The following is a 24,915-nucleotide window of genomic DNA, read 5'->3' as shown; positions in this document are numbered from 1 at the left end:
GCGCTTGCCCGGCGGGCGCAAAGGGTGGATGTAAATCCTGATGTCCAAGACCAATCGGGTTCTGGCCCGCGCTCTCGCCGTTATGGCCCTTCCCGCCGTGCTCGCCGCCTGCGCGACCGGAGCGTCGCCGCCTGCGCTGCGTCCGGCCGCCCATGCCGACGCCTCGAGCATGGACTCGCGACTGGGGGACACCTCGGTCTATGGCCTGTATCTCGCGGGCGAGGCCGCACTCGACAACGGCGCCAGCCAGGACGCGGCCATGTATCTCGGCCAGGCCAGCGCGCGCAGCCCCGACGCCGGCTTCCTCAAGGAACGCGCCTTCGCCGCAGCCCTGGTGGCCGGCGATGTGGACCGGGCCGCCGCCCTGGCCCCGCGTCCGGGCGAAGGCGACGAAGCGGCCTACGCGCTCGGCCGGGTCACCCAGGCGGTGGTGGCCTTGTCGGCGGACCACGGCAAGGCGGCCTACGACCTGCTGTCGGCGTCGAGCATGGGCGCCCATTGGGCGGCGGCGGCCTTGCTGACGCCCTGGGCGGCTGCAGCGGCCGGGGACTGGAATGCAGCCACCACGCCGGTCGCCGGGGGCGGCGACCGGGCGGTGCAGGCCTTCGGGCAGCTGAACCACGCCCTGCTGCTGGAGCGCGCTGGCAAGTTCCCCGAAGCCGAAGCGGAATATCAGGTCATGGCCCCTCGGGGCGGCGTGTTCGCCCTGGCCTATGGCGCCTTCCTCGAACGGCGCGGCCGACGCGATGCGGCGGTGGCGCTCTACGGCCAGAGTCTGTCCAAGGACCCGACCGACCCGGCCTTCGCCGCAGCCAAGGCGCGTGCGGCGGCGGGCGCGACCGCGCCGGCGGCGCCCACCATCCTCACCGGCGCGGCGCAGTCGCTGATCGGCCCGGCCGCCCTGCTGCTGGCGCAGAAACAACCCGACGCGGGGTTGGCCTATCTGCGCCTGGCGCTGAAGCTCGATCCCAACCTAGCCGAGGGCTGGGTGCTGGTCGGCGACGCGCTTGAGGCGCAGCAGGACCCGGCGGCCGCGCGCGACGCCTATCGCCGAGTCAAGCCGACCTCGCCCGAATACACCACGGCCCAGGGCCGGTTGGCCATCAACCTGCAGGAAGCGGGAAGCAAGGATGAGGCGCTCAAGGTGGCCCAGGCCGCCGTGGCCGACCGGCCGAGCGACCCGCACACCCTGCTGGTCCTGGCCGACATCTATCGCGACGACGAACGCTATCCTGAGGCCGTGCAGACCCTGGACAAGCTGATCGCCCTGGTCGGCCGCGACACCGCCGCGGTCTGGCGGCTGTACTACCTTCGCGGCGCCTCGCTGGAACGGCAGGGCCAGTGGGACACCGCGCAAAAGGACCTGCAACACGCGCTGGACCTGAAGCCCGACGATCCCGAAGTGTTGAACTATCTGGGCTTCGCCTGGGCGGACCGGGGCGAGCACCTAGACGAGGCGCTGAGCCTGTTGACCAAGGCCACCACCCTGGCGCCCGACTCGGGCGCGGTGGTCGACTCGCTTGGCTGGGCCTACTATCGCCTCGGCCGCTATCCCCAGGCAGTCAAGGAGCTGGAGCGCGCGGCCAGCCTCGACCCGTCCGATCCCGATATCAATAACCACCTCGGCGACGCCTACTTCAGCACCGGCCGCAAGCTGGAGGCGCAGTACCAGTGGCGCCGCGTGCTGACGCTGGAGCCCGACGCCAAGGCTCGCTCCTCCGTCGAGGGCAAGCTGGCGCGCGATGGACTGGGCTCGGCCGGCGGACCCACGGCGCCGAAAGACGCAGGCCATCCTTGATCGCAGCCGCCCTGGCGCCGGCGAAGGTCAACCTCTTCCTCCACGTCGCCCCCCTGCAACCCGACGGCTATCACCCGCTGGCCAGCCTGATGACCTTCGCCGACATCGGCGACCGGCTGGAGCTGAGCGCCGCCGACACGACCGGCTTCGACCTGGAGGGTCCGTTCGCCGCCGCGCTGGCGGGCGAGGACCCGGCCGGCAACCTGGCCTGGCGGGCGGTCCAGGCCCTGCTCGCCCGCTTCGACGTGCAACCGCCGCCATTCCGGCTGAAGCTGATCAAGGCCCTGCCGGTGGCGGCGGGGCTGGGCGGCGGGTCGAGCGATGCGGGCGCGGGGCTGCGGCTGGTGCGGGACGCTTTCGTCCCCCAGGCCGGCGACGATGTGCTGATGGCCATCGCCGGCGAGTTGGGCTCGGACGGCCCGGCCTGCCTGGCTGCGCGGCCAGTGATGGCGGAAGGTCGTGGCGAGCGCCTGTCGCCACCCCCGGTCATGCCGGTGCTGGACGCCGTGCTGGTCAACCCGCGTGTTCCCTGCTCCACGGGACAGGTCTATCGCGCCTATGACGTCCATGCGGCCGGCGCAGCGGATCGGCCGGAAACGCCCGACGCGTTCGACGATGTCGACACGTTGATCGCCTTCCTGGCCGCGTGCCGAAACGATCTGGAGGGGCCGGCGCTTGGCGTCGCCCCTGAAATAAACGCTGTGCTGGGCGCATTGCGAGCGGCGCCCGAAGCGCGTCTCACCCGGCTTTCAGGTTCTGGCGCCACCGCCTTCGCGCTTTGCCGCAACGCTGCCGATGCAGCGGCCCTGGCCCGCCGTTTCGAGCGCGAGCATCCCGGCTGGTGGGTCCAGGCCTGCCGCTTCGGCGGCCCGTGGCCTGACCCGAGCTGAGGAAATGAGCTGTTGTCCGCGTTCACGAACCCGTGAACTGGAGAAACCTTTTCTCAGCTGAGCCGGTAGGTAAACAGCGCACAGTTCGCGTTGCTGAAGGAAATACGTGATGAAGATCGATCGCCTGCTGGCCGGCGCCGCCGTCGCCACCCTGATGGCGTCCTCGGCTTTCGCCCAGGCCGGGTCGACCCCGTCTTCGACCATGACGACGTCCGGTGTCAGCCAGACACAGGGTGGAACGGACCCGAGCGCGCCGCCAGCGACCACGCCGGGCGCGTCTCAAGCCTTGAATTCCGCCCCGATCATCACGCCGTCGGCGTCTTCCACCATCTATGAAGAGCTGAAAGGGTCCGGTCAGTTCACCACCCTACTGGCCGCGCTCGACGCCAACGGCCTGACCAGCGTGCTGCAGGGCGCCCAGCCCAAGATCACCGTCATCGCGCCGACGGATGCGGCCTTCGCCGCCCTGCCGCCCGGCCAGCTCGACGCGATCAAGAAGGACCCCGCCCAGCTGCGGGCCCTGCTGACCTATCACATCATCACCACCCAGGTGACCGAGGCGCAGGTCAAGGGCCACGCCGCCGGCAAGGTGATGACCGCCGCCCAGAAGCAGGTCAGCATCGACGGTTCCGCCACCCCGATCCGGATCAACGACGCCAACGTGCTGCAGGCCGCCGTGCCGGCCTCCAACGGCGTGATCTATGTGGTCGACAAGGTGCTGACCCCCTCCGCCTAAGACCTGAAGCGGCCTTGGACTTCCTCGGCCTCGGCCGCTCGCCTTGATCCCCAAACCGGCGGACCCTATGGTCCGCCGGCTTTTCTTTGACCGCCTGGACGGCCCTGCGCACCCTCATGAGCGACGCCCTGACCTTCCAGGACCTGATCCTGACGCTTCATCGCTATTGGGGGGAGCAGGGTTGCGTGATCCTGCAGCCCTACGATGTCGAGGTCGGCGCCGGCACGCTCAGCCCCAACACCGTGCTGCGCGCGCTCGGGCCCAAGCCCTGGCGCGCCGCCTATGTCCAGCCCTCGCGCCGGCCGGCGGACGGCCGTTACGGCGAGAACCCCAACCGACTGCACCAGCACCACCAGTACCAGGTGATCCTCAAGCCCAATCCGGAGAACTTGCAGGACCTCTATCTCGGCTCGCTGAAGGCCATCGGCCTGGACCCGACCGTCCACGACATCCGCTTCGTCGAGGACGACTGGGAGAACCCCACCGTCGGCGCATGGGGCCTGGGCTGGGAGGTCTGGTGCGACGGGATGGAAGTGACCCAGTACACCTACTTCCAGCAGGTCGGCGGGCTGGACGTGGAGCTGGTGGCCGGCGAGCTGACCTACGGGCTGGAGCGGCTGTCGCTGTATCTGCAGGGCAAGGAGAGCGTCTACGACCTGCGGTTCAACGACCAGTTCACCTATGGCGAGGTGTTTCTGGAGAATGAGCGCGAGTTCTCCAAGTTCGAACTCGAAGTCGCCGATGTCGACATGCTCAAGCGCCAGTTCGAGGACATGGCGCGGGAGGTCCCACGCATCCTGGAGCAGCGTAGCCGCCAGGGGCGCAAACTGGCCTTGCCGGCCTACGACCATGTGCTGAAGGCGAGCCACCTGTTCAACATCATGGACGCTCGGGGTGCGATCGCCGTGGCCGAGCGCCAGAGCTACATCGGCCGCATCCGCGACCTGTGCAAAGCCTGCGCGGAAGCCTGGGTGGAGATGGAGCGCCAGACGTGAGCGAGGTTGGCGGCGGCGGTTCACCCAGCGCTCCCTCCCCCTCCATGGGGGAGGGTCGGGGTGGGGGTGTCTCGGCGCATCCATCAGACGATAGAAATGCTCGAGGCGCTATCGACCGAGCCCGCCGCTTACGTCGTGAGATGACCTTGCCGGAAAAGCTGCTGTGGTCGGAGCTGCGCAAGCTAGACCTGCATGTTCGTAAGCAGACGCCCATCGGCCGCTACGTCGCTGACTTTGCGATTCACGCCGCGAGGTTGATCGTCGAGGTGGATGGCGCGCGTCACGATCTGCCCGAGAACCAACTTCATGACGCCGAGCGCGACGCCTGGTTCGAGATGCAGGGCTACCGCACGCTCCGTTTCACCAATGCGGCGGTGGTGAATGACCTTAACGGCGTGGTGGCCATGATTGCGACCGCAGCGCTGACACCCCCATCCCCGACCCTTCCCCCATCTAGGGGGAAGGGAGAGTAAGCCATGCCCCAGCTCCTGCTCGAACTGCTCTCCGAAGAAATCCCCGCGCGCATGCAGGCCCAGGCCGCGCGCGACCTGGAGCGCATGGCGCGTGAGCGCCTGACCGCCGCCGACCTCGCCTTCGACACCCTGCGCGCCTTCGCCGGCCCACGCCGCCTGACCCTGGTGGTCGACGGCCTGCCCGCCGCCCAGGCCGACCGCACCGAGGAGCGCAAGGGCCCGCGCGCCAATGCGCCGGACCAGGCGCTGCAAGGCTTCCTGCGCTCCACCGGCCTGACCCGCGAGCAACTGACTGAGCGCGACGGGGTGCTGTTCGCCACCCTGCACCGCGCCGGCCGCCCGACGCCGCAGATCGTGGCCGAGATGGTCGACGCTACCGTGCGCGGCTTCCCCTGGCCCAAGTCGATGCGGTGGGGCTCCGGCACGCTGCGCTGGGTCCGGCCGCTCAAGCGCATCCTGTGCGTGTTCGATGGCGAGATCGTTCCGTTCGCCATCGACGGGATCGAGAGCGGCGACCTGTCCGAAGGCCATCGCTTCATGGGCGCCGAGCACGCGCCGTTCGCCGCCCGCGACTTCGACGCCTATGCGGCCGAGCTGGGCCGCCGCTACGTCGTGCTCGACCCGGCCGAGCGGCGCGCTCGCATCGCCGCCGGCTGCCAGACGGTCTGCGCCGAGCGCGGCTTGGAGTGGGTTCAAGACGAGGGTTTGCTGGACGAGGTGACGGGCCTGGCGGAATGGCCGGTCCCGATCCTGGGCGACATGGACCCGGACTTCCTGGATTTGCCGGCCGAGGTGATCCGCACCTCCATGCGCACCCACCAGCGCTATTTCGCCGTGCGCGACCCCAAGACCGGCGGCCCAAATACTGGGAGATTGGCCCCGTACTTCGTGGTCACGGCCAACATCGAGCCGACCGACGGCGGGGCGGTGATCGCCCACGGCAATGCACGGGTGCTGACCGCGCGCCTGTCCGACGCCCGCTTCTTCTGGGACGAGGACAGCCGGGCCGGGAACTTCGACCGCTGGCTGGGCAAGCTCGACGGCGTCACCTTCCACGCCAAGCTCGGCACCATGGCCGAGCGGGTGGAGCGGATCGCAGCGCTGGCCAAGGAGATCGCGCCGCTGGTGGGGTGCACCCCGCGCGAGGTCGAGCTGGCCGAGATCGCTGCCAAGCTGTGCAAGGCGGACCTGGTCTCCGGCATGGTCGGCGAGTTCCCCGAACTGCAGGGGATCATGGGCGGCTACTATGTGCGCCAGGCCCGCGTCGCGCAGGACCCGGCGCCGCGCGCCGGGGTGGACGTCGCTCATCTGTCCGCTGAGTCCGATGGCGACGAGGACCCGCTGGCGACTGTCGAGCAGATGGTCGACGCCTCACCCTTCCCCCTCGAAGAGGGAAGGGCAGGGTTGGGGGTGCAGGGCGCAGACGGCGCTTCAGAAGGCGCGGGCGGCGCCTCCACAGTTCACCAGGCGGATGACGGTGGCCACACCCCCATCCCCGACCCTTCCCCCTTCGAGGGGGAAGGGAGATGGCTGCACGGCCTGACGCCCGACGAGATCGACACGGTCGCCGACGCGGTGCGCGACCACTACAAGCCGGTCGGCCCCTCCGACAGCGTGCCGACCGCGCCGGTGACGGTGGCCGTGGCCTTGGCTGACAAGCTCGACACCCTGGTCGGCTTCTTCGCCATCGACGAACGGCCGACGGGGTCGCGCGACCCTTACGCGTTGCGGCGGGCGGCTTTGGGGGTGATCCGGTTAATTCTGGAAGCTGATCGTAACGTTAGCATACTTTCCGTACTATGGACCGCGCATGAGCGTTACTTGTCCATTACAGTCGAAAATGAAGAGGTCTTTAGTCGCGCGCTGATAGCGGCTGGCAAGGAATCTGTGGAAATTAATCACCCGATCTTGGGGTCATTTAAATCTTCGCCGTCAATAATTGATCAAGCTGTGATGGCTAGCGAAGAGGCTCGTATATTTGCGCTTCGGCGGGCGGCCGATCAATTGCTCACTTTCTTTGCCGATCGTTTAAAAGTTCAACTTCGCGACGAGGGCAAGCACCACGACCTCGTAGACGCCGTGTTCGCACCTACAAATGGACAAGCCGACGACGACCTCGCGCGCATCGTGCGCCGGGTCGAGGCGCTCGACGGCTTCCTCAAGACCGAGGACGGCGCGTCTCTGCTCGCCGGCTATCGCCGCGCGGCCAACATCCTCAAGGCCGAGGCCAAGAAGGCGCCGGGCGAGGACCACGCCCTCAACGAGAGCCTGGAGCTGCTCACCGCGCCCGAGGAGAAGGCGCTGTCGGCCGCGCTGCGCACAGTCCAAGGGCAGGTGGACGCCGCTCTGGAGGCAGAGGACTTCGCAGGTGCGATGCGATTCCTTTCGCACTTGCGAATGCCAGTGGACGCGTTCTTTGATAAGGTGCTGGTCAACGACCCGGAGCCGGCGGTTCGACTGAACCGTTTGCGGCTGTTAAGCGCTGTACGGGACGCCGCGAACCGGATCGCGGACTTCTCACTGGTTTCCAACGGATAGGGTTACCCATGGCCGACGGCTTCAACGACACCCCCAAGGGCGCCGCAGCCACCACCCGCTGGGTCTATTCCTTCGGCGGCGGGTCGGCGGACGGCGACGCCAAGATGAAGAACCTGCTGGGCGGCAAGGGCGCCAACCTGGCGGAGATGAGCGCGCTGGGCTTGCCGGTGCCGCCCGGCCTGACCATCACCACCGAGGCCTGCGTCCACTACTATTCCAACGCCCAGAGCTATCCGCCCGACCTGGAGGGTCAGGTCGACGCCGGGCTGGCCAAGGTCGAGGCCCTGGCCGGCAAGAAGTTCGGCGACGCGGCCAATCCGCTGCTGGTCTCGGTGCGCTCGGGCGCGCGGGCCTCGATGCCGGGCATGATGGACACGGTGCTGAACCTGGGCCTGAACGACCAGACGGTCGAGGGCCTGGCCAAGCTGTCGGGCGACCGGCGCTTCGCCTTCGACAGCTATCGCCGCTTCATCCAGATGTATTCCAACGTGGTGCTGGGCCTGGAGCACAGCCTGTTCGAGGAGATCCTGGACGACGCCAAGGACCGGCTCGACGTCTCGGTCGACACCGCGCTCACCGCCGCCGACTGGGAAAAGGTCGTCGCCGAGTACAAGGTCGCGGTGAAGCGCGAACTGGGCAGCGACTTCCCGCAGGACCCGCGCGACCAGCTCTGGGGCGCCGTCGGCGCGGTGTTCGCCAGCTGGATGAACGATCGGGCCAAGTTCTACCGCCGCATGCACGACATCCCCGAGAGCTGGGGCACCGCCGTCAACGTCCAGTCGATGGTGTTCGGCAACATGGGCGACACCTCGGCCACCGGCGTCGCCTTCACCCGCAACCCCTCGACCGGCGAGAACCGCCTGTACGGCGAGTTCCTGATCAACGCCCAGGGCGAGGACGTGGTCGCCGGCATCCGCACCCCCCAGGCCCTGACCAAGGCCACCCGCGAGGAGATGGGCGAGAAGGCCCCCTCGATGGAGGAGGCGATGCCGGAGGTGTTCCTCCAGTTCAAGGACGTGGTCGAGCGACTGGAACGCCACTACCGCGACATGCAGGACATCGAGTTCACCGTGGAGCGGGGGCACCTCTACATGCTCCAGACCCGCAACGGTAAGCGCACCGCCAAGGCCGCGCTGAAGATGGCGGTAGACCAGGTGGCCGAAAGCCTGATCACCCGCGACGAGGCGGTGATGCGGGTCGAGGCCGCCTCGCTCGACCAACTGCTGCATCCCACCATCGATCCCGGCGCGGTGCGCGACCTGATCGCGGTCGGCCTGCCGGCCTCGCCGGGCGCGGCCACCGGCAAGATCGCCTTCCAGGCCGACGAGGCCGAACGCCTGGCCGAACTCGGCGAGGCGGTGATCCTGGTGCGTGAGGAGACCTCGCCCGAGGACATCCACGGCATGCACGCGGCGCGCGGCGTGGTCACCTGCCGCGGCGGCATGACCAGCCATGCCGCGGTGGTGGCGCGCGGCATGGGCCGAGCCTGCGTTTCCGGCGCCGGCGAGATCCAGATCGACGAGAAGGCCGGCGAGCTGCGCGCGCGCGGTCGCGTGTTCAAGACCGGCGACATCATCACTATCGATGGCGGCAAGGGCGAGGTCCTGGCCGGGGCGGTGGAGATGATCGAGCCCGAGCTGTCGGGCGACTTCGCCCAGCTGATGGTCTGGGCCGACGAGGTGCGTCGGCTGAAGGTGCGCGCCAACGCCGAGACCCCGCTGGACGCCCGCACCGCGCGCGGCTTCGGGGCCGAGGGCATCGGCCTGTGCCGCACCGAGCATATGTTCTTCGAAGAGGACCGCATCTCGGCGGTGCGCGAGATGATCCTGGCCGACGACGAGAAGGGTCGCCGCACCGCGCTGGCCAAGATCCTTCCCTATCAGCGTTCCGACTTCACCGAGCTGTTCGAGATCATGGCCGGCCTGCCGGTGACGATCCGCTTGCTCGATCCGCCGCTGCACGAGTTCCTGCCCCATACCGACGCCGAGATCGAAGAACTGGCGACCTCTGCCGGGCTGGACCTCGAAAAGCTGAAGCGCCGCCGGTCCGAGCTGTCGGAGACCAACCCGATGCTGGGCTGGCGCGGCTGCCGCCTGGGCGTGGCCTTCCCCGAGATCTACGAGATGCAGGTTCGCGCCATCTTCGAGGCCGCCTGCGCGGTGAAGAAGAAGAGCGAGGCGCCCATCGTCGAGGTGATGCACCCCCTGGTGGCCAAGAAGGAAGAGATGGCCTTCCTGCGCAAGCTGACCGACAACACCGCCAAGGCGGTGCTGAAGGAACAGGGCGTGGAGCTGGACTACAAGGTCGGGGCTATGATCGAACTGCCCCGCGCCGCCATCCGCGCCGACCAGTTGGCCGAAACGGCGGAATTCTTCTCCTTCGGCACCAACGACCTGACCCAGACCACCTTCGGCATCAGCCGCGACGACTCGGGCAAGTTCCTCGACGCCTATCTGAAGAAGAACATCATCGAGAAGGACCCCTTCGTCAGCATCGACCAGGAAGGCGTGGGCGAGCTGATCAAGCTCGGCGTCGAACGCGCGCGCAGCACGCGACCGGACGTGAAGCTCGGCATCTGCGGCGAGCACGGCGGCGACCCGGCCTCGATCGGTTTCTGCGAGGCGGTGGGGCTGGACTACGTCTCCTGCTCGCCCTACCGCGTGCCGATCGCGCGCCTGGCCGCGGCCCAGGCGGCGCTGGAAGCGAAGGCGAAGTAGGGCTGACCCACTCCCCTTGCGGGAGAGGGAGGGACCCAGCCTCGGGCTGGGAGGGTGAGGGGTCTCGCCGCCATAAGCCGATAAGCGCTCGTCGACCCCTCAACCTTCCTACGCGTCTATCGACACGCGGGCCCTTCCTTCTCCCGCAAGGGGAGAAGGAATCAAGAAATCTGCGCTGCGATCGCCTTGGCCAGCTGGGCCAGTTCCCCCGCGTCGGCCATGCCGCCCTGTGCGTGCCGTCCCACCGCCACGCCCGCATAGTTGGGGATGATGTGGAAGTGCAGATGGAAGACGGTCTGGCCGGCTTCGGCCCCGTTGAACTGGGTCACCGTCAGCCCGTCCGGCTGCAGGGCGGCCTGGGTGGCGCGCGTCACCCGCTGCACGCCCAGGATCAGCAGCTGCAGCGCCTGGGGCTCGATCTCCAGCAGGTTGCGGGCCCGCGAGGTCTTGGACACCACCAGCACATGACCCTTCGACTGCGGGAACACGTCCATGAAGGCGAACACGTGGGCGTCCTCGAACACCTTGGCGCAGGGCAGCTCGCCACGCAGGATCTTGGCGAAGATGTTGTCGTGCTCGTAGGCGCCTTCGAGGCTCATGACCAAATCTCCCGTGCGGTGTACGCTTCGCGCGAGCCTGATAGCCGAAAGAGGCGGTCGCAGACATGCCGAAATGGGACGCCGACACCCTCACCGAGCAGCAGCGTAAATGGTTCGCCTCCCTTCGCGAGGGTCTTGAGCGCGACACCGGCCGCACCCTCGACGCCTGGGCCGAGATCGCCCGCGCCTGTCCCGAGACGGCCCATCGCGCCCGGCTGAAATGGATGAAGGACACGCACGGCCTGGCGCAGAACCGCGCCTCGCTGGTGCTGTCGACAGCCTTCGACACCGACGATACGGACGGCGAGGGCGACGACCCCCTGTGGGCCGATCCCCACGCCCGCGCGGTGTTCGACGCCATCGCCGCAACCGTCGCCGGGCTGGAAGGCGTGCTGGTCGGCCGGCGCAAGGGCTACACGCCCTTCTCCCGCCGCGTCCAGTTCGCCGCCGTGCGCCCGCTGAAGGGCGGACGCGTGCGGTTGGGTCTGGCGTTGCCGCCGGAGGATACCCATCCCCGCGTGTCCCCGCCTGGCCGGGAATCCTGGTCCGAGCGGCTGACGGCGGTGATGGAACTCGCTGCGGCCGAGGACGTCGACGCGGAGGTGGCCGAATTGATGCGCCGAGCTTGGGAGCGATCCTGAAGGCGGGGATGAGCGAGGGGAGGGCTCCAGTGAGCGACCACTGAGATTCCCGACCCGTCGGTTTCCACCTCGGACATCATGCGGTCGCCAAGACAGGGCAAACTCGTGGCTCAACCCTGCATAGGAGACACACGTGACCTCCTCGCGCGCCGCAACGCCCCTTCTCCTCGCCGCCGTTCTGCTCGCCGGTCCCGCCGCGGCCCAGCCCGACAAGACCCCGTCGCCGCCTACCTCGCTGCCGGGCGGCCAGTGCATCGACACCACCCTGTCCAACAACTGGGAACCCTTGGACGACCACACGTTGCTGCTGCGCAGCGTGGGGCGCGCCTTCCGGGTGACGACGTCCAAGTGCCAGAGCCTGGCCAGTCCGCTGCCCAGGATCACCACCGTCATGCGCGGAGGATCGCGCATCTGCGATATCCACGACGCCCAGCTCTATGTCGCCAACAGCGGCGACATCATCTCCACGCCCTGCTTCATGCAGAGCATCGAGCCGATCACGCTGGATCAGGCGCGGGCGTTGGAGAAGTCGCAGAAGCGCTGACGGCTCAGTCTTCCCGGAACGGGGAGTATTCGGCCTCAAGAAGCGCCATCTCGCTCTGCACCGCCATGCGCTCCTGTTCCAGATAACGGGCGACGGGCTCGCGCAGCGCCCGGTCGGCGATCCAGTGGGCGGAGTAGACCGGGGAGGGGAGATAGCCCCGCGCGATCTTGTGCTCGCCCTGGGCGCCGGCCTCCACCCGCTTCAGCCCGCGCAGGATGGCCTGCTCGATGGCCTGGTAGTAGCAGAGCTCGAAGTGCAGGAAGGGCACATGCTCAAGCGCGCCCCAGTTGCGGCCGTACAGGGTGTCGCGGCCCATCAGGTTCAGCGCCCCGGCGATCCAGCGGCCCTCGCGCCGGGCCAGCACCAGCACCACCTTGTCGGCCATCCGCTCGCCCAGCAGCGAGAAGAAGCGACGATTCAGATAGGGCCGGCCCCACTTGCGCGCGCCGGTGTCCATGTAGAAGGCGAAGAAGGCGTCCCAGTGCTCCTCGGTCAGCTCCGCGCCGCTGACCGCGATGATCTCAAGCTCGGCCTGGGCGTCGCGCCGTTCGCGCCGGATGGTCTTGCGGCGCGAGGAAGATAGCGCGGCCAGGAAGTCCTCGAAGGTGGAATAGCCTGCGTTCTCCCAATGGTACTGCTGGTCCTGGCGCAGCAGCAGGCCCTGCTCGCCCATGGCCCGCCACTCGGACTCCAGCGGGAAGGTCACGTGCAGCGACGAGGCGCCGAGCCGCCCGCACAGGGTCCGTGCGCCTGCCAGCAGGATCGCCTGCGCCTCCGCGCGGGGCGCGCCGTCGCGAACCAGCAGGCGCGGGCCGGTCACCGGCGAGAAGGGGACCGCGGCCTGCAGCTTGGGGTAATAGTCGCCGCCCGCCTGCTGGTAGGCGTTGGCCCAGGCGTGGTCGAACACGTATTCGCCCTGGCTATGGGACTTCAGATACAGCGGCATGACCCCGGCGATCTCGCCCGCGGCGTCGCGCACCGACAGGTGGTGGGGCGCCCAGCCGGTGCGGGGCGAGACGCAGCCGCTCTCCTCCAGCGATTGCAGGAAGTCGTAGGCGGTGAAGGGGTTGTCGGCATAGTCGGCGGCGGCGTTGCAGGCGTCCCAGGCGTCGCGGCCGATCTCGTCGATGGCGGTGTGGACCGAGATCTCGGCCTTGATCTTCAAGCCCCGATACTCCCGATCCGCGCGCGCAAGCTCAGCTCAGCTCCACCACCGCGTCGACCTCGACGGCGAAGTTGCGCGGCAGGCGATAGACGCCGACGGCCGAGCGGGCGTGGCGGCCGATATCGCCGAACACCTCGACCATCAGGTCCGAGGCGCCGTTGACCACCGCCGGGATGTCGAAGAAGTCGGGGCCGGCCTGGACGAAACCGCCGAGCTTGACGATGCGCTTGACCTGGTCGAGGTCGCCGGTCGCCGCCTTGATCTGGGCCACCAGATTGATCCCGCACTGGCGCGCGGCGCGCTGGGCGGTGGCGAGATCGATCTCGGAGCCCACCACGCCGACGATCCCGCCGTCCGGGCCGAGCGACACCTGGCCGGAGATGTGCAGCAGGTTGCCGGTCCGCACGAAGGGGACGTAGTTGGCGAGGGGCGCCACCGGCACGGGCAGGGTGATCCCCAGTTCGGCCAATCTGGCCTCGACCTTAGACATGCTCGCCTCGCGCTCGTGGATAAGCTGCTCAATAGCCGGTCGGGGCTTAGGGCTCAACGGGCGATGGGTCGTCGGGATAGCCCAGAAGCGGGCCGGCCCGTTCTAGGGACTCTGGATAAATATCGCATTTTTGTGAAGATATTCCCAGGGCGGCATATGCGAATTTATAAAGACCGTATTCGATTGCGTCGCGATAGGTTTCATAGTCCACCGCCGGCATGAATCTTTTCAATTGATACAAAGTATCAAATAGTAGAGATTCTATATTTGCTCTTTGCGCCCCAACTTCGTTGCGTTGAGGGGTGAATGGAATGTTCATTGGGTGATATTCGCAAATGTATAATTTTTCATTTTCATAAGTGTATATCGTTCTAATTTTTATGCCTCTGTAAATACTGTCTTTTCTTATGAAATCGCTCCATAAATTATGCTCTTGGATGTTTGAGTCAAAAATAATTCTTTTTAATTCCTGACTAATTTCGGATTTTGACCAATGTAAGGGGGCTGGAGCTTTAATCGGAAATCTAATTTGCCTCTTGGGCTGCGCCGGCTGTTCTGTAGCGTCTTCTAGCGAAGTGGGCGGTAGGAAGCCCATAAGGCGCCCCGCTTCTTCAGTCGCAAGATTTTCCAGATTGTGTTTTTTGGCTATGTAGGTAAGTAATTCGTATACATCTCCAAATCTAAAACGATTTAAATCATCATATATCATATGAGTCGTGGTCTTTGAAACATGATCTGACATGTATTCCAGGCCGCCGATTAGAAGAATTTCTACGATTCCCCAATTTGGTTCCATAATTCCACCTCATTGCTTTACGGAAATTTTCTTCGGATCTTTTTATGTTTCAATTTGATTTAATTATATGATATAGATGTATAAAATTTTGCTGATTTTTGGAATATAAAATTCCCCATATTTCCAATCTGTATAGCTGGCGTAATCTATAAGGTCTTGCCTTGACGGATTTGAATGCTTTCTACGAAACTTGCTAAACTCTTTCCCAAGTTGAGATTGATGAATATAACGAGAAATTGATTTTGGAATGCCTCGTAGATTTTCAGGTGAATGGATTTCCTCGGGCGTAAAGAGGTCTGGGTAAAGAGTAAGGGCGGCCTGTGGTATGGCGTGGTGGACTTCCGATTCTGGATCGGAATCCGGAACGTCATCGACATATGTTTTCTTATATTTCTTGCGCTTTGCCGACCCCACCGTGGCGCCGCGTGGCGCATTTTCGGGAAGGACCTTTTTGCTCCCCGTGCGGGGCAGGGTGAGATCGGGCTCATGGACGCCCCGTGACGCGCCGTGCGCCAGGGCGCCGTCGTCATAGGCCATTGCGCCCAGGCCCAGTTCGACCAGTTCATGGGAAAGTTCGACCGAGAGCAGCCCTTCGTTGACGCCGCGTGTGTAGACGCCGAAGTAGGCGGGCAGCAGGTGCATGCGGTCTTCGGAAGAGGTCGCGGGGTTCATGCGTGCGGCGTGGATGGCTGTCAGCGCCTGTTTGACCGCGTCGACGGTGAGCATCCCTGGCGCGGTCTGCTCGATGCGCACGGCCTGTTCGCCGGCGGCGCGCGCGGTCGGGCCGTAGACGCGTCCCATCTCCGGCATCCTGGCTTCGAGGCGGCGATCCTCGGCGAGGCGGTCGCGGTCGGCGGCGGACAGGCGGGCCTCCAATGCCTTTAGGGTCGCCTGGAATCGGTCGGCGGGTACGGAGCGTTGCAGTTCGGCCAGGTCGGCGGCCAGTTGGCGGGTGTCCACGCCCTTTGGCCTATGGCTGCGGGCGAGCAGGTTGGCGGCGACATGGGCGCCGTCGCCGGTCGTCCACCGGCCATGCCAATCCCTGGGCTGGGCGGGATCGTATTTCGCCAGGGCCTCGTCGGCGCGGGCGATGCGCACCGCGCCGTCCCAGTCCAGCTCAGGCAGCTTGAGGAAGACCGCGGCGATCATCGCCTTGGTCAGGTCGCCAGTGTTGAGCGCGCTAGCCACCACGGCCAGGCCGGACGACAGATCGATCGGCCCGTCGTGTTCGGGATAGGCGCGCTTGAGCAAGGCTTCGATGTCGTCGGCGGATCGCGGCGTGAAGCCGTTTTCGCCTTTGTCGAGCAAAGCCACCCCCGCGAGCGCCAGTCCGGATGCGCTGCAACTTAGTCCCAGGGCTCCGGGTTCATTGGTCAAGCGGAAGCGGTGTTTCAAACGATCCTCGTGTTCAGCGAGACTGCAGCCTAAATTCACCTTTTGTTCCGGTCAAGCTCGCGTTACGCGTGCGGGCGGTGGGTTGAAGATCACGCCGAAGTAAGGGGACGTCGGGGTGGGGGCCAGTCTGTTTCGCTCATACAAAATCAGCGTTTTGATTGTTTTGTGAAACCTGGCCGCGACGTGGCCGCAAGCCGGCGTGACAGCTCCCGTGCGCCAGCCTAAGAACAGACAAGGGGGCGACAGTCCGCTGCGCAACGCCAGCACTGGGAACCGTTGTTTGGGACGATTGGGTTTAGCCCTCGCCGCCATCGCCGTGCTGAGCCTTCCGGTCTGCGCGGCCCGGGCTGCGGCGCGCCATCCCACGCCTGAACCCCGCGCCCAGGTCCAAGGCGTGGCCGACAAGACGCTCCGCCAGGCGATCGAGCGCGCCGTGGGCGATGCGCCCGGCGAAGTCGCCAACCGTATCGAGGCCCGCCGCCGCGCCGCCCAGGCCGCCGTCAGCGCCACCGCCCTGCTGCGCACCGAAGGCTACTACGACTCAGAGGTGGTTCCCGACATCGGCGAGGGCGAGCATCCCAAGGGCATACTCAAGGTCACGCCGGGTCCGCGCACGATCCTGGGGGAGAGCAGGATCGAGTGGGTCGGCACGCCGCCGGTGGACGCCACGGACGTCGCGGTGCGGGCCGGATTGAAGCTGAAGCCGGGCGGGCCGGCCCGCGCGGTCGAGGTGCTGTCCGCCGAGGGCCGGCTGGTCGCCATCCTGCAGCAGCACGGCTACGCCGACGCCAAGGCCGCGTCGCACGACATCGTCGTGGACCATGCGGACAAGACCATGCGCCCGACTTTCCGCATCGCGGCCGGCGCCCTGGTGCGCATGGACGGGATGCAACTCACCAACAAGGGGGGCCGGACCAACCGTAAGTTCCTGCTAAAGCTGGCGCCCTGGAAGCCGCGCGAGATCTACAAGCCCGACCATGTGGCCGAACTCGAACGCCGGCTGCTCGACACCGGCGTGTACGACAGCGTCACCGTCGCGCTCGCGCCCCAGCCGAACGCGGACGGCCTGCGGCCGGTGGTGGTCAGCGTGGCGGATCGGACCCGGCACGCCCTGTCGCTGGGGTTCGGCTACTCGACCACCGAGGGGGTGCTGGTGGATAGCACCTTCTCGACCTTCAACATCCTGCACCGGGCCGACACCCTGACGGTGTTCGCCAAGGCCCAGACCATCGACAGCCGCATCGGCGTCAGCGAGAGCCTGCCCGACTGGTGGAGTCCCGGCCAGACGCTGAAGTTCGGTCCGGACGTGTTCCGCGACGACACCGCCGCCTACTCCAACCTGGGCGGCGAGCTGGTCGCGGACCTTACTCAGCGATACGGGAAATATTCGTTCTTCACCAAGGGGTTGTCCTTGGTGGCGAGCCGCATCGACGACCACGAGGGCGGCGTCAACGTGGCCACGATACGGCCGCTGATTGCGGTCTCCTTCGACCACACCAACAACACCCTCGATCCGCTGCAGGGCTTCAAGTTCGATGCGCGGGCCGAACCCACCGCCGGTTACGAGGAAAGGGTCGGCGCGCCTGCCGGGATGAAGGACCATCAGGAGGCGCTGGCCTATCTAAAGATCCAGGCCCAGGCGAGCACCTACCTCCCGCTCGACGTGGGCGAGGACACCGTCTTCGCCGCCCGTGTCCATGCGGGTTCGATCATCGGTGGCGAGATCCCGCTGGTGCCGGCGCCCGACCGTTTCTACGCCGGCGGCGGGGGCTCGGTCCGAGGCTACGCCTACCAGGGCGTCGGCCCGCACTACTCGGACAACACCCCCCAGGGCGGCCTGTCGTTGATCGAGACCTCGCTCGAGCTGCGTCGTCGGATCAGCGGCCCATTCGGCGCCGTGCTGTTTCTCGACTCCGGTACGGTGGGAAGCCAGGCCACGCCGACCTTCACCCACATCGCCTCGGGCATCGGCGTGGGATTTCGCTACGACCTCGGCTTCGCGCCGATCCGGATAGATTTCGCCACGCCGATCAACAAGCTCAGCGGAGCGTCGCAAAATCCGCTCCAGGTCTATCTCAGCGTCGGGCAAAGCTTTTGACCGAAGCTCCACCTCCCCACGATCCGCCGCTTAAGGAGACGCAAGCCGCGACCTCGGACCCGGCGACCGCCCCGCGCAAGGGGCGCTGGGGCCGTCGCATCGCCTTGGCGCTTGGCGCGCTCGTCGTGCTGCTGGCGCTGGCGCTCGCTGGAGCCAGGGTGGGCGTGCGGACCGATCCGGGCCGGGCCCTGCTGACGCGCACGCTGAACGGCCTGCCGCTTGGACCGATCGGCCGGTTGCGGATCTCCGGCCTGGGCGGCGATCCCCTGCGGGACTTCACCCTGAAGCGGCTGCAGATCGTGGATACGCAGGGCGTCTGGCTCGACGGGAGCAACCTGTCGCTGCGCTGGCTGCCCTGGGCCCTGGTCCGGCGCCGCTTCCATGCCGAGAGCCTGACGGCGGGGTCGCTGCGGGTGTTGCGTGCGCCCGACATCGCACCCCAGCCCCCGTCCAAGGGCGGGCCGCCCACCCTGCCGATCGCCATCCAGGTGGATCGCGTGCGCGTGGCGCTGGAGACCTTGCCGGCGATCAGCATCCGCCATGGCGCCTGGGACATCGACGGCGGCTTCACGCTGGAGCGCAATCTGGCGGCGACCGGCCGGCTGGCCGCGCGCAGCCGCCTGCATGCGGGCGACGGGTTCACCTCCGACTTTCATCTGGGCGATCACGGCCATATCGAGCTGCGCGCGGATGCGGTGGAGGCCTCGGGCGGCGGTCTGGCCGGATTGTTGGGGCTGGCGGCCGACCAGCGCCTGGGGGTCCAGGTGCGCGCGGAAGGCACGGCGGACGCCGGCGCGCTGAAGGTGCTGGCGACGTCGGGCGCGCGCCAGTCGCTGACCGCCGAATCGGACTGGAAGGGCGGCGTATCGCGGCTGAAGGCCCATATCGACCTCACCGCCTCGCGCTGGACCACCCTCTTGGCCGCGCGGGCGGGGCCCCAGGCCGACCTGACCGCCACCGCGCGCCATCTCGCCGCCAACAGCTTCCAGCTCCAGGCCGCCCTGGTCGCGCCTGCAGCCAGTCTCGCTGTGGACGGGCCCTTCGACTGGCGTGCGATCCGCAGCTCGAACCTCAACGCCCGCCTCCAGGTCGCCGACCTGTCGCGCTGGGTCCCGGGCCTGACGCTCGGGGCGACGTCCACCGCCGGCGTGCTGTCGGGCGATGTGGCCAACTTCACCTACAAGGGGACGATCGACGGCCGGCGCTTCGCCCAGAGCGGCTACGCCCTGGATCGGATATCGGGTTCGGTCGGGCTCGCGCGACGCGGCGCCCAGTGGAGTGTGCAGGCCGACCTCACCGGCGCCGGCGGGGCGGGCAAGGGCGCGCCCTTCGCCCTGCTGGGCCGCAGCCCGCACGCCAAGCTCGATGGGACGCGTCTGGCCGATGGTCGGCTGCTGGTACGCCAGCTCGACGCCCAGGGCTCGGGCCTGAAGCTGTCGGCCCAGGGCGGCCAGGGCCTGCTTGGGGACTTGTCGTTCAAGGGATCGGCCGAGGTGTCCAACCTGGCGGTCGCCCTACCTAACGCCAAGGGCGTGATCGTCACCGCCTGGTCGGCCAACCAGGCCAAGGGCTCGAGCGCGTGGCGCTTCACCCTGGACGGCGGCGCGTCCAAGTTCGCGCTGGGGATCGCCCAGGCGGACCACTTCATCGGCCCGACGCCCAAGCTGAAGGCGACCGCCGCCTATGGGCCGGCCGGACTGGAGATCGCCCAGGCCCAGTTCACCGGCGCGGCGCTGTCGGCCGGGGTCAAGGGTAAGCTCGATCCCAAGGGCGGTTTGGGCCTGGACGTGGTTTGGCAGGCCAGCGGGCCGTTCGACACCGGGCCGCTGGAGATCGCCGGCGCCGCCAGCGGGACGGGCCGTCTCACCGGCAGCATCGCCGCACCCAAGATCGACCTGACCGCCGACCTCGCATCGCTCGCGCTTGGGCGGCTGATCGTCAAGCCGGCGCACCTGGCCCTGACCCTGGACAAGGCCGGCGACGCCCTGGGCGGCGCGCTCGCCTTCACCGGGCCCAGCGCCTATGGGCCGACCTCGATCAAGGCGGCGTTCCAGTGGGCCGGCGGCGGCCTGGAGGTGCACGACCTCGACGCCGACGCGGGCGGGATCAAGGCGGCCGGCAGCCTGGCGCTGCGGGACGGGGCGCCGTCCACCGCCGACCTGACGCTACAGGCCAAGGCCGGCGCCTTCCTCAACCACGGGCAGCTGTCCGGCGCGGTGAAGCTGACCCAGGCGGCCGGCGGCGGCCTGACCGCTCACATTGCGCTGGACGGACAGGACATCGCCGCGCCCGAGGCGCCGGTGACGCTGAAGACGGTCAGCCTGCACGCCGACGGCCCGTGGAGCCGCCTGCCGTTCCGCCTCTCGGCCGAGAGCAGCAATCCCGTGGCCTGGCGCTTCGCCGGGAGCGGGGTGCTGGACCAGAGCGCGCCGATGCGCCAGCTGTCCCTCACCGGCGCCGGGCGCGTGCGCAAGGTCGACTTCAAGACCCTTCAGCCCGCCACACTCCGCTTCGACGATCACACCCGCGACCTCGCCCTGCATCTGGCGGTGAGCGGCGGCCAGGCGGACGTGACCGTCCACGAACAGGGCGATGCGCTCAAGGCCGACGCCAAGCTGGCCGGCGTCACCCTGGAGGCGATCGATCCCGACCTGGCCGGGGCGGTGAACGCCGACCTGAGCGTGGGTGGACATGGCTCGGCCCTGTCGGGGGTGCTGAACGCCACGCTCAGCGGCGCCCGTTCGCGCGACGCGCCGGCCAACCTGGCGCTGGCCGGGCAGATGCGCGCCGAACTGACCGGATCGAAGCTCAGCATCACCGCTGACGCCACCAACGCCCAGGGCCTGAAGTCCAACCTGCAGATGGTCCTGCCCGCGGAGGCCGCCGCCGCGCCCTTCCGCATCGCCATCGACCGCACCAAGCCGCTCAGCGGGTCGTTCTCGGCGGACGGCGAGCTGCGGCCGCTGTGGGACCTGCTGGTGGGCGGCGACCAGAGCCTGTCCGGCCATGTCGTCACCCAGGGCGTGCTCAGCGGCAGCCTGAACGGCCTGCACGCCGCCGGCCACGCAGCCCTCAGCGCCGGCCGCTACCAGAACGCGGCCACCGGGCTGAATCTGCAGGACCTGGCCCTAAGCGCCCAGTTCGACCAGAACAGCATCCAGATGGGCCAGGCCTCCGGCTCCGACGGGCATGGCGGCAAGATGTCGGGCTCGGGCAATATCAACCTGGCCAAGGGCGGCGCTTCGGACTTCAAGCTGTCGCTGGCCAAGTTCCGGTTGATCGACAACGAGACGGTGCGCGCCACCGCTTCGGGAGACGTGACGGTGGTGCGCGACACCAATGGCGCGGCCAGGGTCTCGGGCACGGTGAAGATCGACCGCGCGGACATCACCCCCAACACGCCGACCCCCAATGGGGTGGTCGACCTGGAGGTGCGCGAGATCAACCTGCCGCAGAAGTCCGACGAACCGGCCGCCGCCGCCGCCAGGACCTCCGCGGTCGGGCCGCCGGTGACGCTGGACGTGGCGCTGCGCGCATCGCGCGGCGTGTTCGTCAAGGGCAAGGGGCTGAACGTGGAGCTGTCCCTGGACGCCCACGTCGGCGGCCTGGTCACAGCCCCGACGCTGACCGGCAAGGCCAACGTGGTGCTGGGCTCCTACGACTTCGCCGGCAAGCGGTTCGACTTCGACCAGCGCGGCTCGGTCACGCTGGCCACCCAGGCCGATCAGATCCGGCTGGACCTGACCGCCACCCTGAGCAACCCGACCCTGACCGCAGTGATCACGGTCTCGGGCACCGCCGCCAAGCCGGAGATCCGCCTGACCTCGACCCCGGTGCTGCCCCAGGACGAGGTGCTGTCCCAGGTGCTGTTCGGCTCATCGGCCGCCCAGCTTTCGGGAGGGCAGGCCGCCGAGCTGGCCTCGGCCCTGGCGTCGCTGGCGGGCGGCGGCGGTTTCGACTTCCTCGGCCGGCTGCGCCAGTTCGCGGGGCTGGACCGGCTGGCGCTCGGCCAGGCCACCACCGCCAGCGGCGCCAACACCAGCGGCACCAGCGTCTCGGGCGGCAAGTACGTCACCGACAACATCTATATCGAGCTGACCGGCGGCGGCCGCGAAGGCCCCTCGGCCTCGGTGGAATGGCGCGTGCGCCGCAGCTTCTCGATCATCTCCCAGGTCGGCACCCAGGGCGACGCGCAACTGTCGATCCAGTGGCGGAAGAACTTTAAGTGAGGAAATGTCGTTGTAGGCGGTCCGGGAAGCGCACATTCCGAACTTCGAAAACGGATGGTAAGCGGACTTATGGCGCTTTGCCCGGATGGGGAAAGCCGGACATCAGCGCGTAAATGGCGCGCTCGAAATCAATAGTGTCGGTCGAAAATCCCGCAAGAGAAAACCCTTCTAGCATTGCTGCCCTCCCGTTTCCTATGAAGAGCAGAAATCCCATCCCATGCGGCACGCCAAGAACTTCGCCATGGACTTCCCCGAGCGGCGAATCCCCGGAGATGATTGGTGCGGCAGGATCAACATTCAGCTCAGAGAAGAACCCAGCCCCGGTGTTCTCAAAAAATGTCACCTCAGCTGATGCAATCTGCAACCGAAGGGCGCTTTCTATGGAAGTGTGAAGCTCTGCGAGCTTTTCTAGTACAGCACTTTCGATTGGCCAAAGTGGTCTCATACAGCAGTGTCGCCCTACGACCGGTCCGGCGCAATGTCCGACTAGGGTCCTAGCGGCTGTTGGCGTTGCGCCGCAGACTTGACGCTTGTCGAGGCGCACATCTGCTTTCTCCAATCCCCCACATTCGTCATGCTGAGGAACGGCGGCGTAGGCGCCGTGTCTCGAAGCACGCAGACCGCCGATGGCGTCCTGGACCTATATGCTGCGCTGCGCCGACGGGTCGTTCTATGTCGGCTGTACGACCGACCTGGACAGCCGCATCGGCCAACACCTGGCCGGGACGATGGGCGGCTACACGGCGGCGCGTCTTCCGGTGCAACTCGTCTGGGTGGAGGAATTCCAGCACATCGATGACGCCATCGCCGTGGAGCGCCAGATCAAGGGCTGGTCGCGCGCCAAGAAGATCGCCCTGGTCGCCGGGGACTTCGCTGTAATCTCGACCTTGGCCTCGCGTCGTCGGCGGTGAACCGGAGGTGCGTGCTTCGAGACACCCCTTCGGGGTTCCTCAGCATGACGAATGTGAGTTGCGAGAACGAGCGGAGGAACGGCGGCGCAGGCGCTGTGTCTCCAAGCACGCACACCGCCGATGGCGATGCCTAATCCGCATCCATCTTCAGCGCGGCGATAAACGCTTCCTGCGGGATGTCGACCTTACCGAACTGGCGCATCCGTTTCTTGCCTTCCTTCTGCTTCTCCAGCAGCTTCTTCTTGCGGGTGGCGTCGCCGCCGTAGCACTTGGCGGTCACGTCCTTGCGTAGGGCCCGCACCGTTTCGCGGGCCACGATCTTGCCGCCGATGGCGGCCTGGATCGGGATCTGGAACATGTGGGGCGGGATCAGCTCCTTCATCTTCTCCACCATGCCCCGGCCCCGCATCTCGGCGCGGCCGCGATGGACCAGCATGGACAGGGCGTCGACCGGCTCGCCGTTGACCAGCACGGTCATCTTCACCAGGTCGCCGGTGCGGTATTCCTCGATGGAGTAGTCGAACGAGGCGTAGCCCTTGGAGATCGATTTCAGCCGGTCGTAGAAGTCGAACACCACCTCGTTCAGCGGCAGGTCGTAGACCACCATCGCCCGTGACCCCACGTAGGACAGCTCGCGCTGAGCCCCGCGTCGGTCCTGGCACAGCTTGATCACCGCGCCGAGGTATTCGTCAGGGGTGAAGATGGTGGCCTTGATCCAGGGCTCGGCGATGCTCTCGATCTTCATCACGTCGGGCATGTCGGCGGGGTTGTGCAGCTCCACCACCTCGCCGTTGATCAGGGTGATGCGGTAGACCACGCTGGGCGCGGTGGCGATCAGGTCGAGGTTGAACTCGCGGCTCAGCCGCTCCTGGATGATCTCCAGGTGCAGCAGGCCGAGGAACCCGCAGCGGAAACCGAAGCCGAGCGCCGCCGAGGTCTCCATTTCATACGAGAAGCTGGCGTCGTTCAGCCGCAGCCGGCCGATGGCGTTGCGCAGGTCCTCGAACTGGGCGGCGTCGCTGGGGAACAGGCCGCAGAACACCACCGGCTGCACGTCGCGGAAGCCCGTCAGGGGGGCGTCGGTCGGGCGGCGCTCGTCGGTGATGGTGGCGCCCACCGCGGCGTCCGCGACCTCCTTGATCGAACCGGTGAAGAAGCCGATCTCGCCCGGCCCCAGCACCTCGACGTCGACCGGCTTGGGCCGGAACACGCCGAGCTTGTCGATGCCGTAGACCGCCCCGGTCTGCATCATCTTCAGGCGCTGGCCTCGGCGCATCTGGCCGTCGATCACCCGCACCAGCACCACCACGCCCAGATAGGCGTCGTACCAGGCGTCGACCAGCAGGGCCTTCAGCGGCGCGTTGACGTCGCCCTTGGGCGGCGGCAGGCGGGTGACGATGGCTTCCAACACGTCGTGGATGCCCAGGCCCGACTTGGCCGAACACAGCACCGCGCCCGAGGCGTCCAGCCCGATAACGTCCTCGATCTGAGCGCGGATGCGCTCCGGCTCGGCGGCGGGCAGGTCGACCTTGTTGAGGACCGGGACGATCTCGTGGTTGTTGTCGATGGCCTGGTAGACGTTGGCCAGCGTCTGGGCCTCAACCCCCTGGGAGGCGTCGACCACCAGCAGGCTGCCCTCGCAGGCGGCCAGCGAGCGCGACACCTCGTAGGCGAAGTCGACGTGGCCGGGCGTGTCCATCAGGTTGAGGATGTAGGTCTCGCCGTCGTCGGCCTTGTACTCGAGCCGAACGGTCTGGGCCTTGATGGTGATGCCCCGCTCGCGCTCGATATCCATGCTGTCGAGCACCTGCTCCTTCATCTCACGCGCGGTGAGGCCGCCGGTCTCCTGGATCAGGCGGTCGGATAGGGTGGACTTGCCGTGGTCGATGTGGGCGACGAC

The 24,915-nt window shown here is 67.3% G+C and carries 19 protein-coding genes; 12 read left to right on the top strand and 7 right to left on the bottom strand.

Features of this window, described 5'->3' with window-relative positions; all coding sequences use genetic code 11:
- Positions 1 to 40 precede the first annotated feature (40 nt).
- From GSQ87_RS01705 to ppdK, 7 genes are all read left to right on the top strand, one after another.
- The gene (locus GSQ87_RS01705; RefSeq protein WP_254062696.1) at positions 41 to 1,798 is read left to right on the top strand and encodes a tetratricopeptide repeat protein; all 1,758 of its coding nucleotides are present in this window, start codon (positions 41 to 43) and stop codon (positions 1,796 to 1,798) included.
- Positions 1,795 to 2,688, top strand: a complete 894-nt coding sequence (locus tag GSQ87_RS01700; protein WP_158912841.1) for a 4-(cytidine 5'-diphospho)-2-C-methyl-D-erythritol kinase — start codon at positions 1,795 to 1,797, stop codon at positions 2,686 to 2,688. Before GSQ87_RS01705 ends, GSQ87_RS01700 begins: the two co-directional genes overlap by 4 nt.
- Before the next feature lie 109 nt (positions 2,689 to 2,797).
- Positions 2,798 to 3,424 carry a fasciclin domain-containing protein gene (locus GSQ87_RS01695; RefSeq protein ID WP_216838917.1) on the top strand — a complete coding sequence of 209 codons (627 nt, stop codon included), beginning with the start codon at positions 2,798 to 2,800 and terminating at the stop codon, positions 3,422 to 3,424.
- A gap of 116 nt (positions 3,425 to 3,540) precedes the next feature.
- Positions 3,541 to 4,419, top strand: a complete 879-nt coding sequence (locus GSQ87_RS01690) for a glycine--tRNA ligase subunit alpha (RefSeq protein ID WP_158912992.1) — start codon at positions 3,541 to 3,543, stop codon at positions 4,417 to 4,419.
- A gap of 44 nt (positions 4,420 to 4,463) precedes the next feature.
- The gene (locus GSQ87_RS01685; RefSeq protein ID WP_216838925.1) at positions 4,464 to 4,892 is read left to right on the top strand and encodes an endonuclease domain-containing protein; all 429 of its coding nucleotides are present in this window, start codon (positions 4,464 to 4,466) and stop codon (positions 4,890 to 4,892) included.
- Positions 4,893 to 4,895: 3 nt separating this feature from the next.
- On the top strand, positions 4,896 to 7,430 hold the full coding sequence (gene glyS / locus GSQ87_RS22635; RefSeq protein ID WP_254062694.1) for a glycine--tRNA ligase subunit beta: 2,535 nt from the start codon (positions 4,896 to 4,898) through the stop codon (positions 7,428 to 7,430).
- 8 nt (positions 7,431 to 7,438) lie between these two features.
- Positions 7,439 to 10,147 carry a pyruvate, phosphate dikinase gene (ppdK, locus tag GSQ87_RS01665; protein WP_158912839.1) on the top strand — a complete coding sequence of 903 codons (2,709 nt, stop codon included), beginning with the start codon at positions 7,439 to 7,441 and terminating at the stop codon, positions 10,145 to 10,147.
- Positions 10,148 to 10,308: 161 nt separating this feature from the next.
- Here ppdK and GSQ87_RS01660 read toward each other — a convergent pair whose 3' ends face one another.
- Positions 10,309 to 10,746, bottom strand: coding sequence for an HIT family protein (locus tag GSQ87_RS01660; protein ID WP_158912838.1), 438 nt, complete (start codon positions 10,744 to 10,746; stop codon positions 10,309 to 10,311).
- A 65-nt stretch (positions 10,747 to 10,811) separates the two neighbouring features.
- On the opposite strand from GSQ87_RS01660, the gene GSQ87_RS01655 reads away from it, so the two are divergent.
- Both GSQ87_RS01655 and GSQ87_RS01650 read left to right on the top strand, forming a co-directional pair.
- Positions 10,812 to 11,387, top strand: a complete 576-nt coding sequence (locus GSQ87_RS01655) for a DUF5655 domain-containing protein (protein ID WP_158912837.1) — start codon at positions 10,812 to 10,814, stop codon at positions 11,385 to 11,387.
- A gap of 133 nt (positions 11,388 to 11,520) precedes the next feature.
- Positions 11,521 to 11,931, top strand: coding sequence for a DUF6491 family protein (locus GSQ87_RS01650; protein WP_158912836.1), 411 nt, complete (start codon positions 11,521 to 11,523; stop codon positions 11,929 to 11,931).
- Positions 11,932 to 11,935: 4 nt separating this feature from the next.
- On the opposite strand, the gene GSQ87_RS01645 is transcribed toward GSQ87_RS01650, so the two are convergent.
- The 4 genes from GSQ87_RS01645 to GSQ87_RS01630 form a co-directional block, all read right to left on the bottom strand.
- The gene (locus GSQ87_RS01645) at positions 11,936 to 13,096 is read right to left on the bottom strand and encodes a GNAT family N-acetyltransferase (protein ID WP_158912835.1); all 1,161 of its coding nucleotides are present in this window, start codon (positions 13,094 to 13,096) and stop codon (positions 11,936 to 11,938) included.
- A gap of 31 nt (positions 13,097 to 13,127) precedes the next feature.
- On the bottom strand, positions 13,128 to 13,586 hold the full coding sequence (locus tag GSQ87_RS01640) for a RidA family protein (protein WP_158912834.1): 459 nt from the start codon (positions 13,584 to 13,586) through the stop codon (positions 13,128 to 13,130).
- 46 nt (positions 13,587 to 13,632) lie between these two features.
- Positions 13,633 to 14,382 carry a hypothetical protein gene (locus GSQ87_RS01635; protein ID WP_158912833.1) on the bottom strand — a complete coding sequence of 250 codons (750 nt, stop codon included), beginning with the start codon at positions 14,380 to 14,382 and terminating at the stop codon, positions 13,633 to 13,635.
- Between the two features lie 63 nt (positions 14,383 to 14,445).
- The gene (locus tag GSQ87_RS01630) at positions 14,446 to 15,777 is read right to left on the bottom strand and encodes a hypothetical protein (RefSeq protein ID WP_158912832.1); all 1,332 of its coding nucleotides are present in this window, start codon (positions 15,775 to 15,777) and stop codon (positions 14,446 to 14,448) included.
- Positions 15,778 to 16,066: 289 nt separating this feature from the next.
- On the opposite strand from GSQ87_RS01630, the gene GSQ87_RS01625 reads away from it, so the two are divergent.
- Together GSQ87_RS01625 and GSQ87_RS22975 are read left to right on the top strand one after the other, a co-directional pair.
- Positions 16,067 to 17,875, top strand: coding sequence for an autotransporter assembly complex family protein (locus GSQ87_RS01625; RefSeq protein ID WP_158912831.1), 1,809 nt, complete (start codon positions 16,067 to 16,069; stop codon positions 17,873 to 17,875).
- Positions 17,872 to 22,104: a translocation/assembly module TamB domain-containing protein gene (locus GSQ87_RS22975; protein ID WP_158912830.1), complete on the top strand. Its 4,233-nt coding sequence runs from the start codon at positions 17,872 to 17,874 to the stop codon at positions 22,102 to 22,104. The genes GSQ87_RS01625 and GSQ87_RS22975 overlap by 4 nt, the downstream gene beginning before the upstream one ends.
- Before the next feature lie 67 nt (positions 22,105 to 22,171).
- Here GSQ87_RS22975 and GSQ87_RS01615 read toward each other — a convergent pair whose 3' ends face one another.
- Positions 22,172 to 22,468 carry a hypothetical protein gene (locus GSQ87_RS01615; protein WP_158912829.1) on the bottom strand — a complete coding sequence of 99 codons (297 nt, stop codon included), beginning with the start codon at positions 22,466 to 22,468 and terminating at the stop codon, positions 22,172 to 22,174.
- Between the two features lie 262 nt (positions 22,469 to 22,730).
- Here GSQ87_RS01615 and GSQ87_RS01610 point away from each other — a divergent pair, with 262 nt between their 5' ends.
- Positions 22,731 to 23,015: a GIY-YIG nuclease family protein gene (locus tag GSQ87_RS01610; protein ID WP_158912828.1), complete on the top strand. Its 285-nt coding sequence runs from the start codon at positions 22,731 to 22,733 to the stop codon at positions 23,013 to 23,015.
- Between the two features lie 130 nt (positions 23,016 to 23,145).
- Here GSQ87_RS01610 and lepA read toward each other — a convergent pair.
- Positions 23,146 to 24,915, bottom strand: a 1,770-nt coding sequence (lepA, locus tag GSQ87_RS01605; protein ID WP_158912827.1) for a translation elongation factor 4, incomplete at its 5' end; no start/stop codon positions are given.

This window comes from Caulobacter sp. S45 (assembly GCF_009765965.1).
Taxonomy (GTDB): domain Bacteria; phylum Pseudomonadota; class Alphaproteobacteria; order Caulobacterales; family Caulobacteraceae; genus CAHJWH01.
Note: the sequence above shows the minus strand (reverse complement) of the source record. Positions and strands in the feature narration are given on the sequence as shown.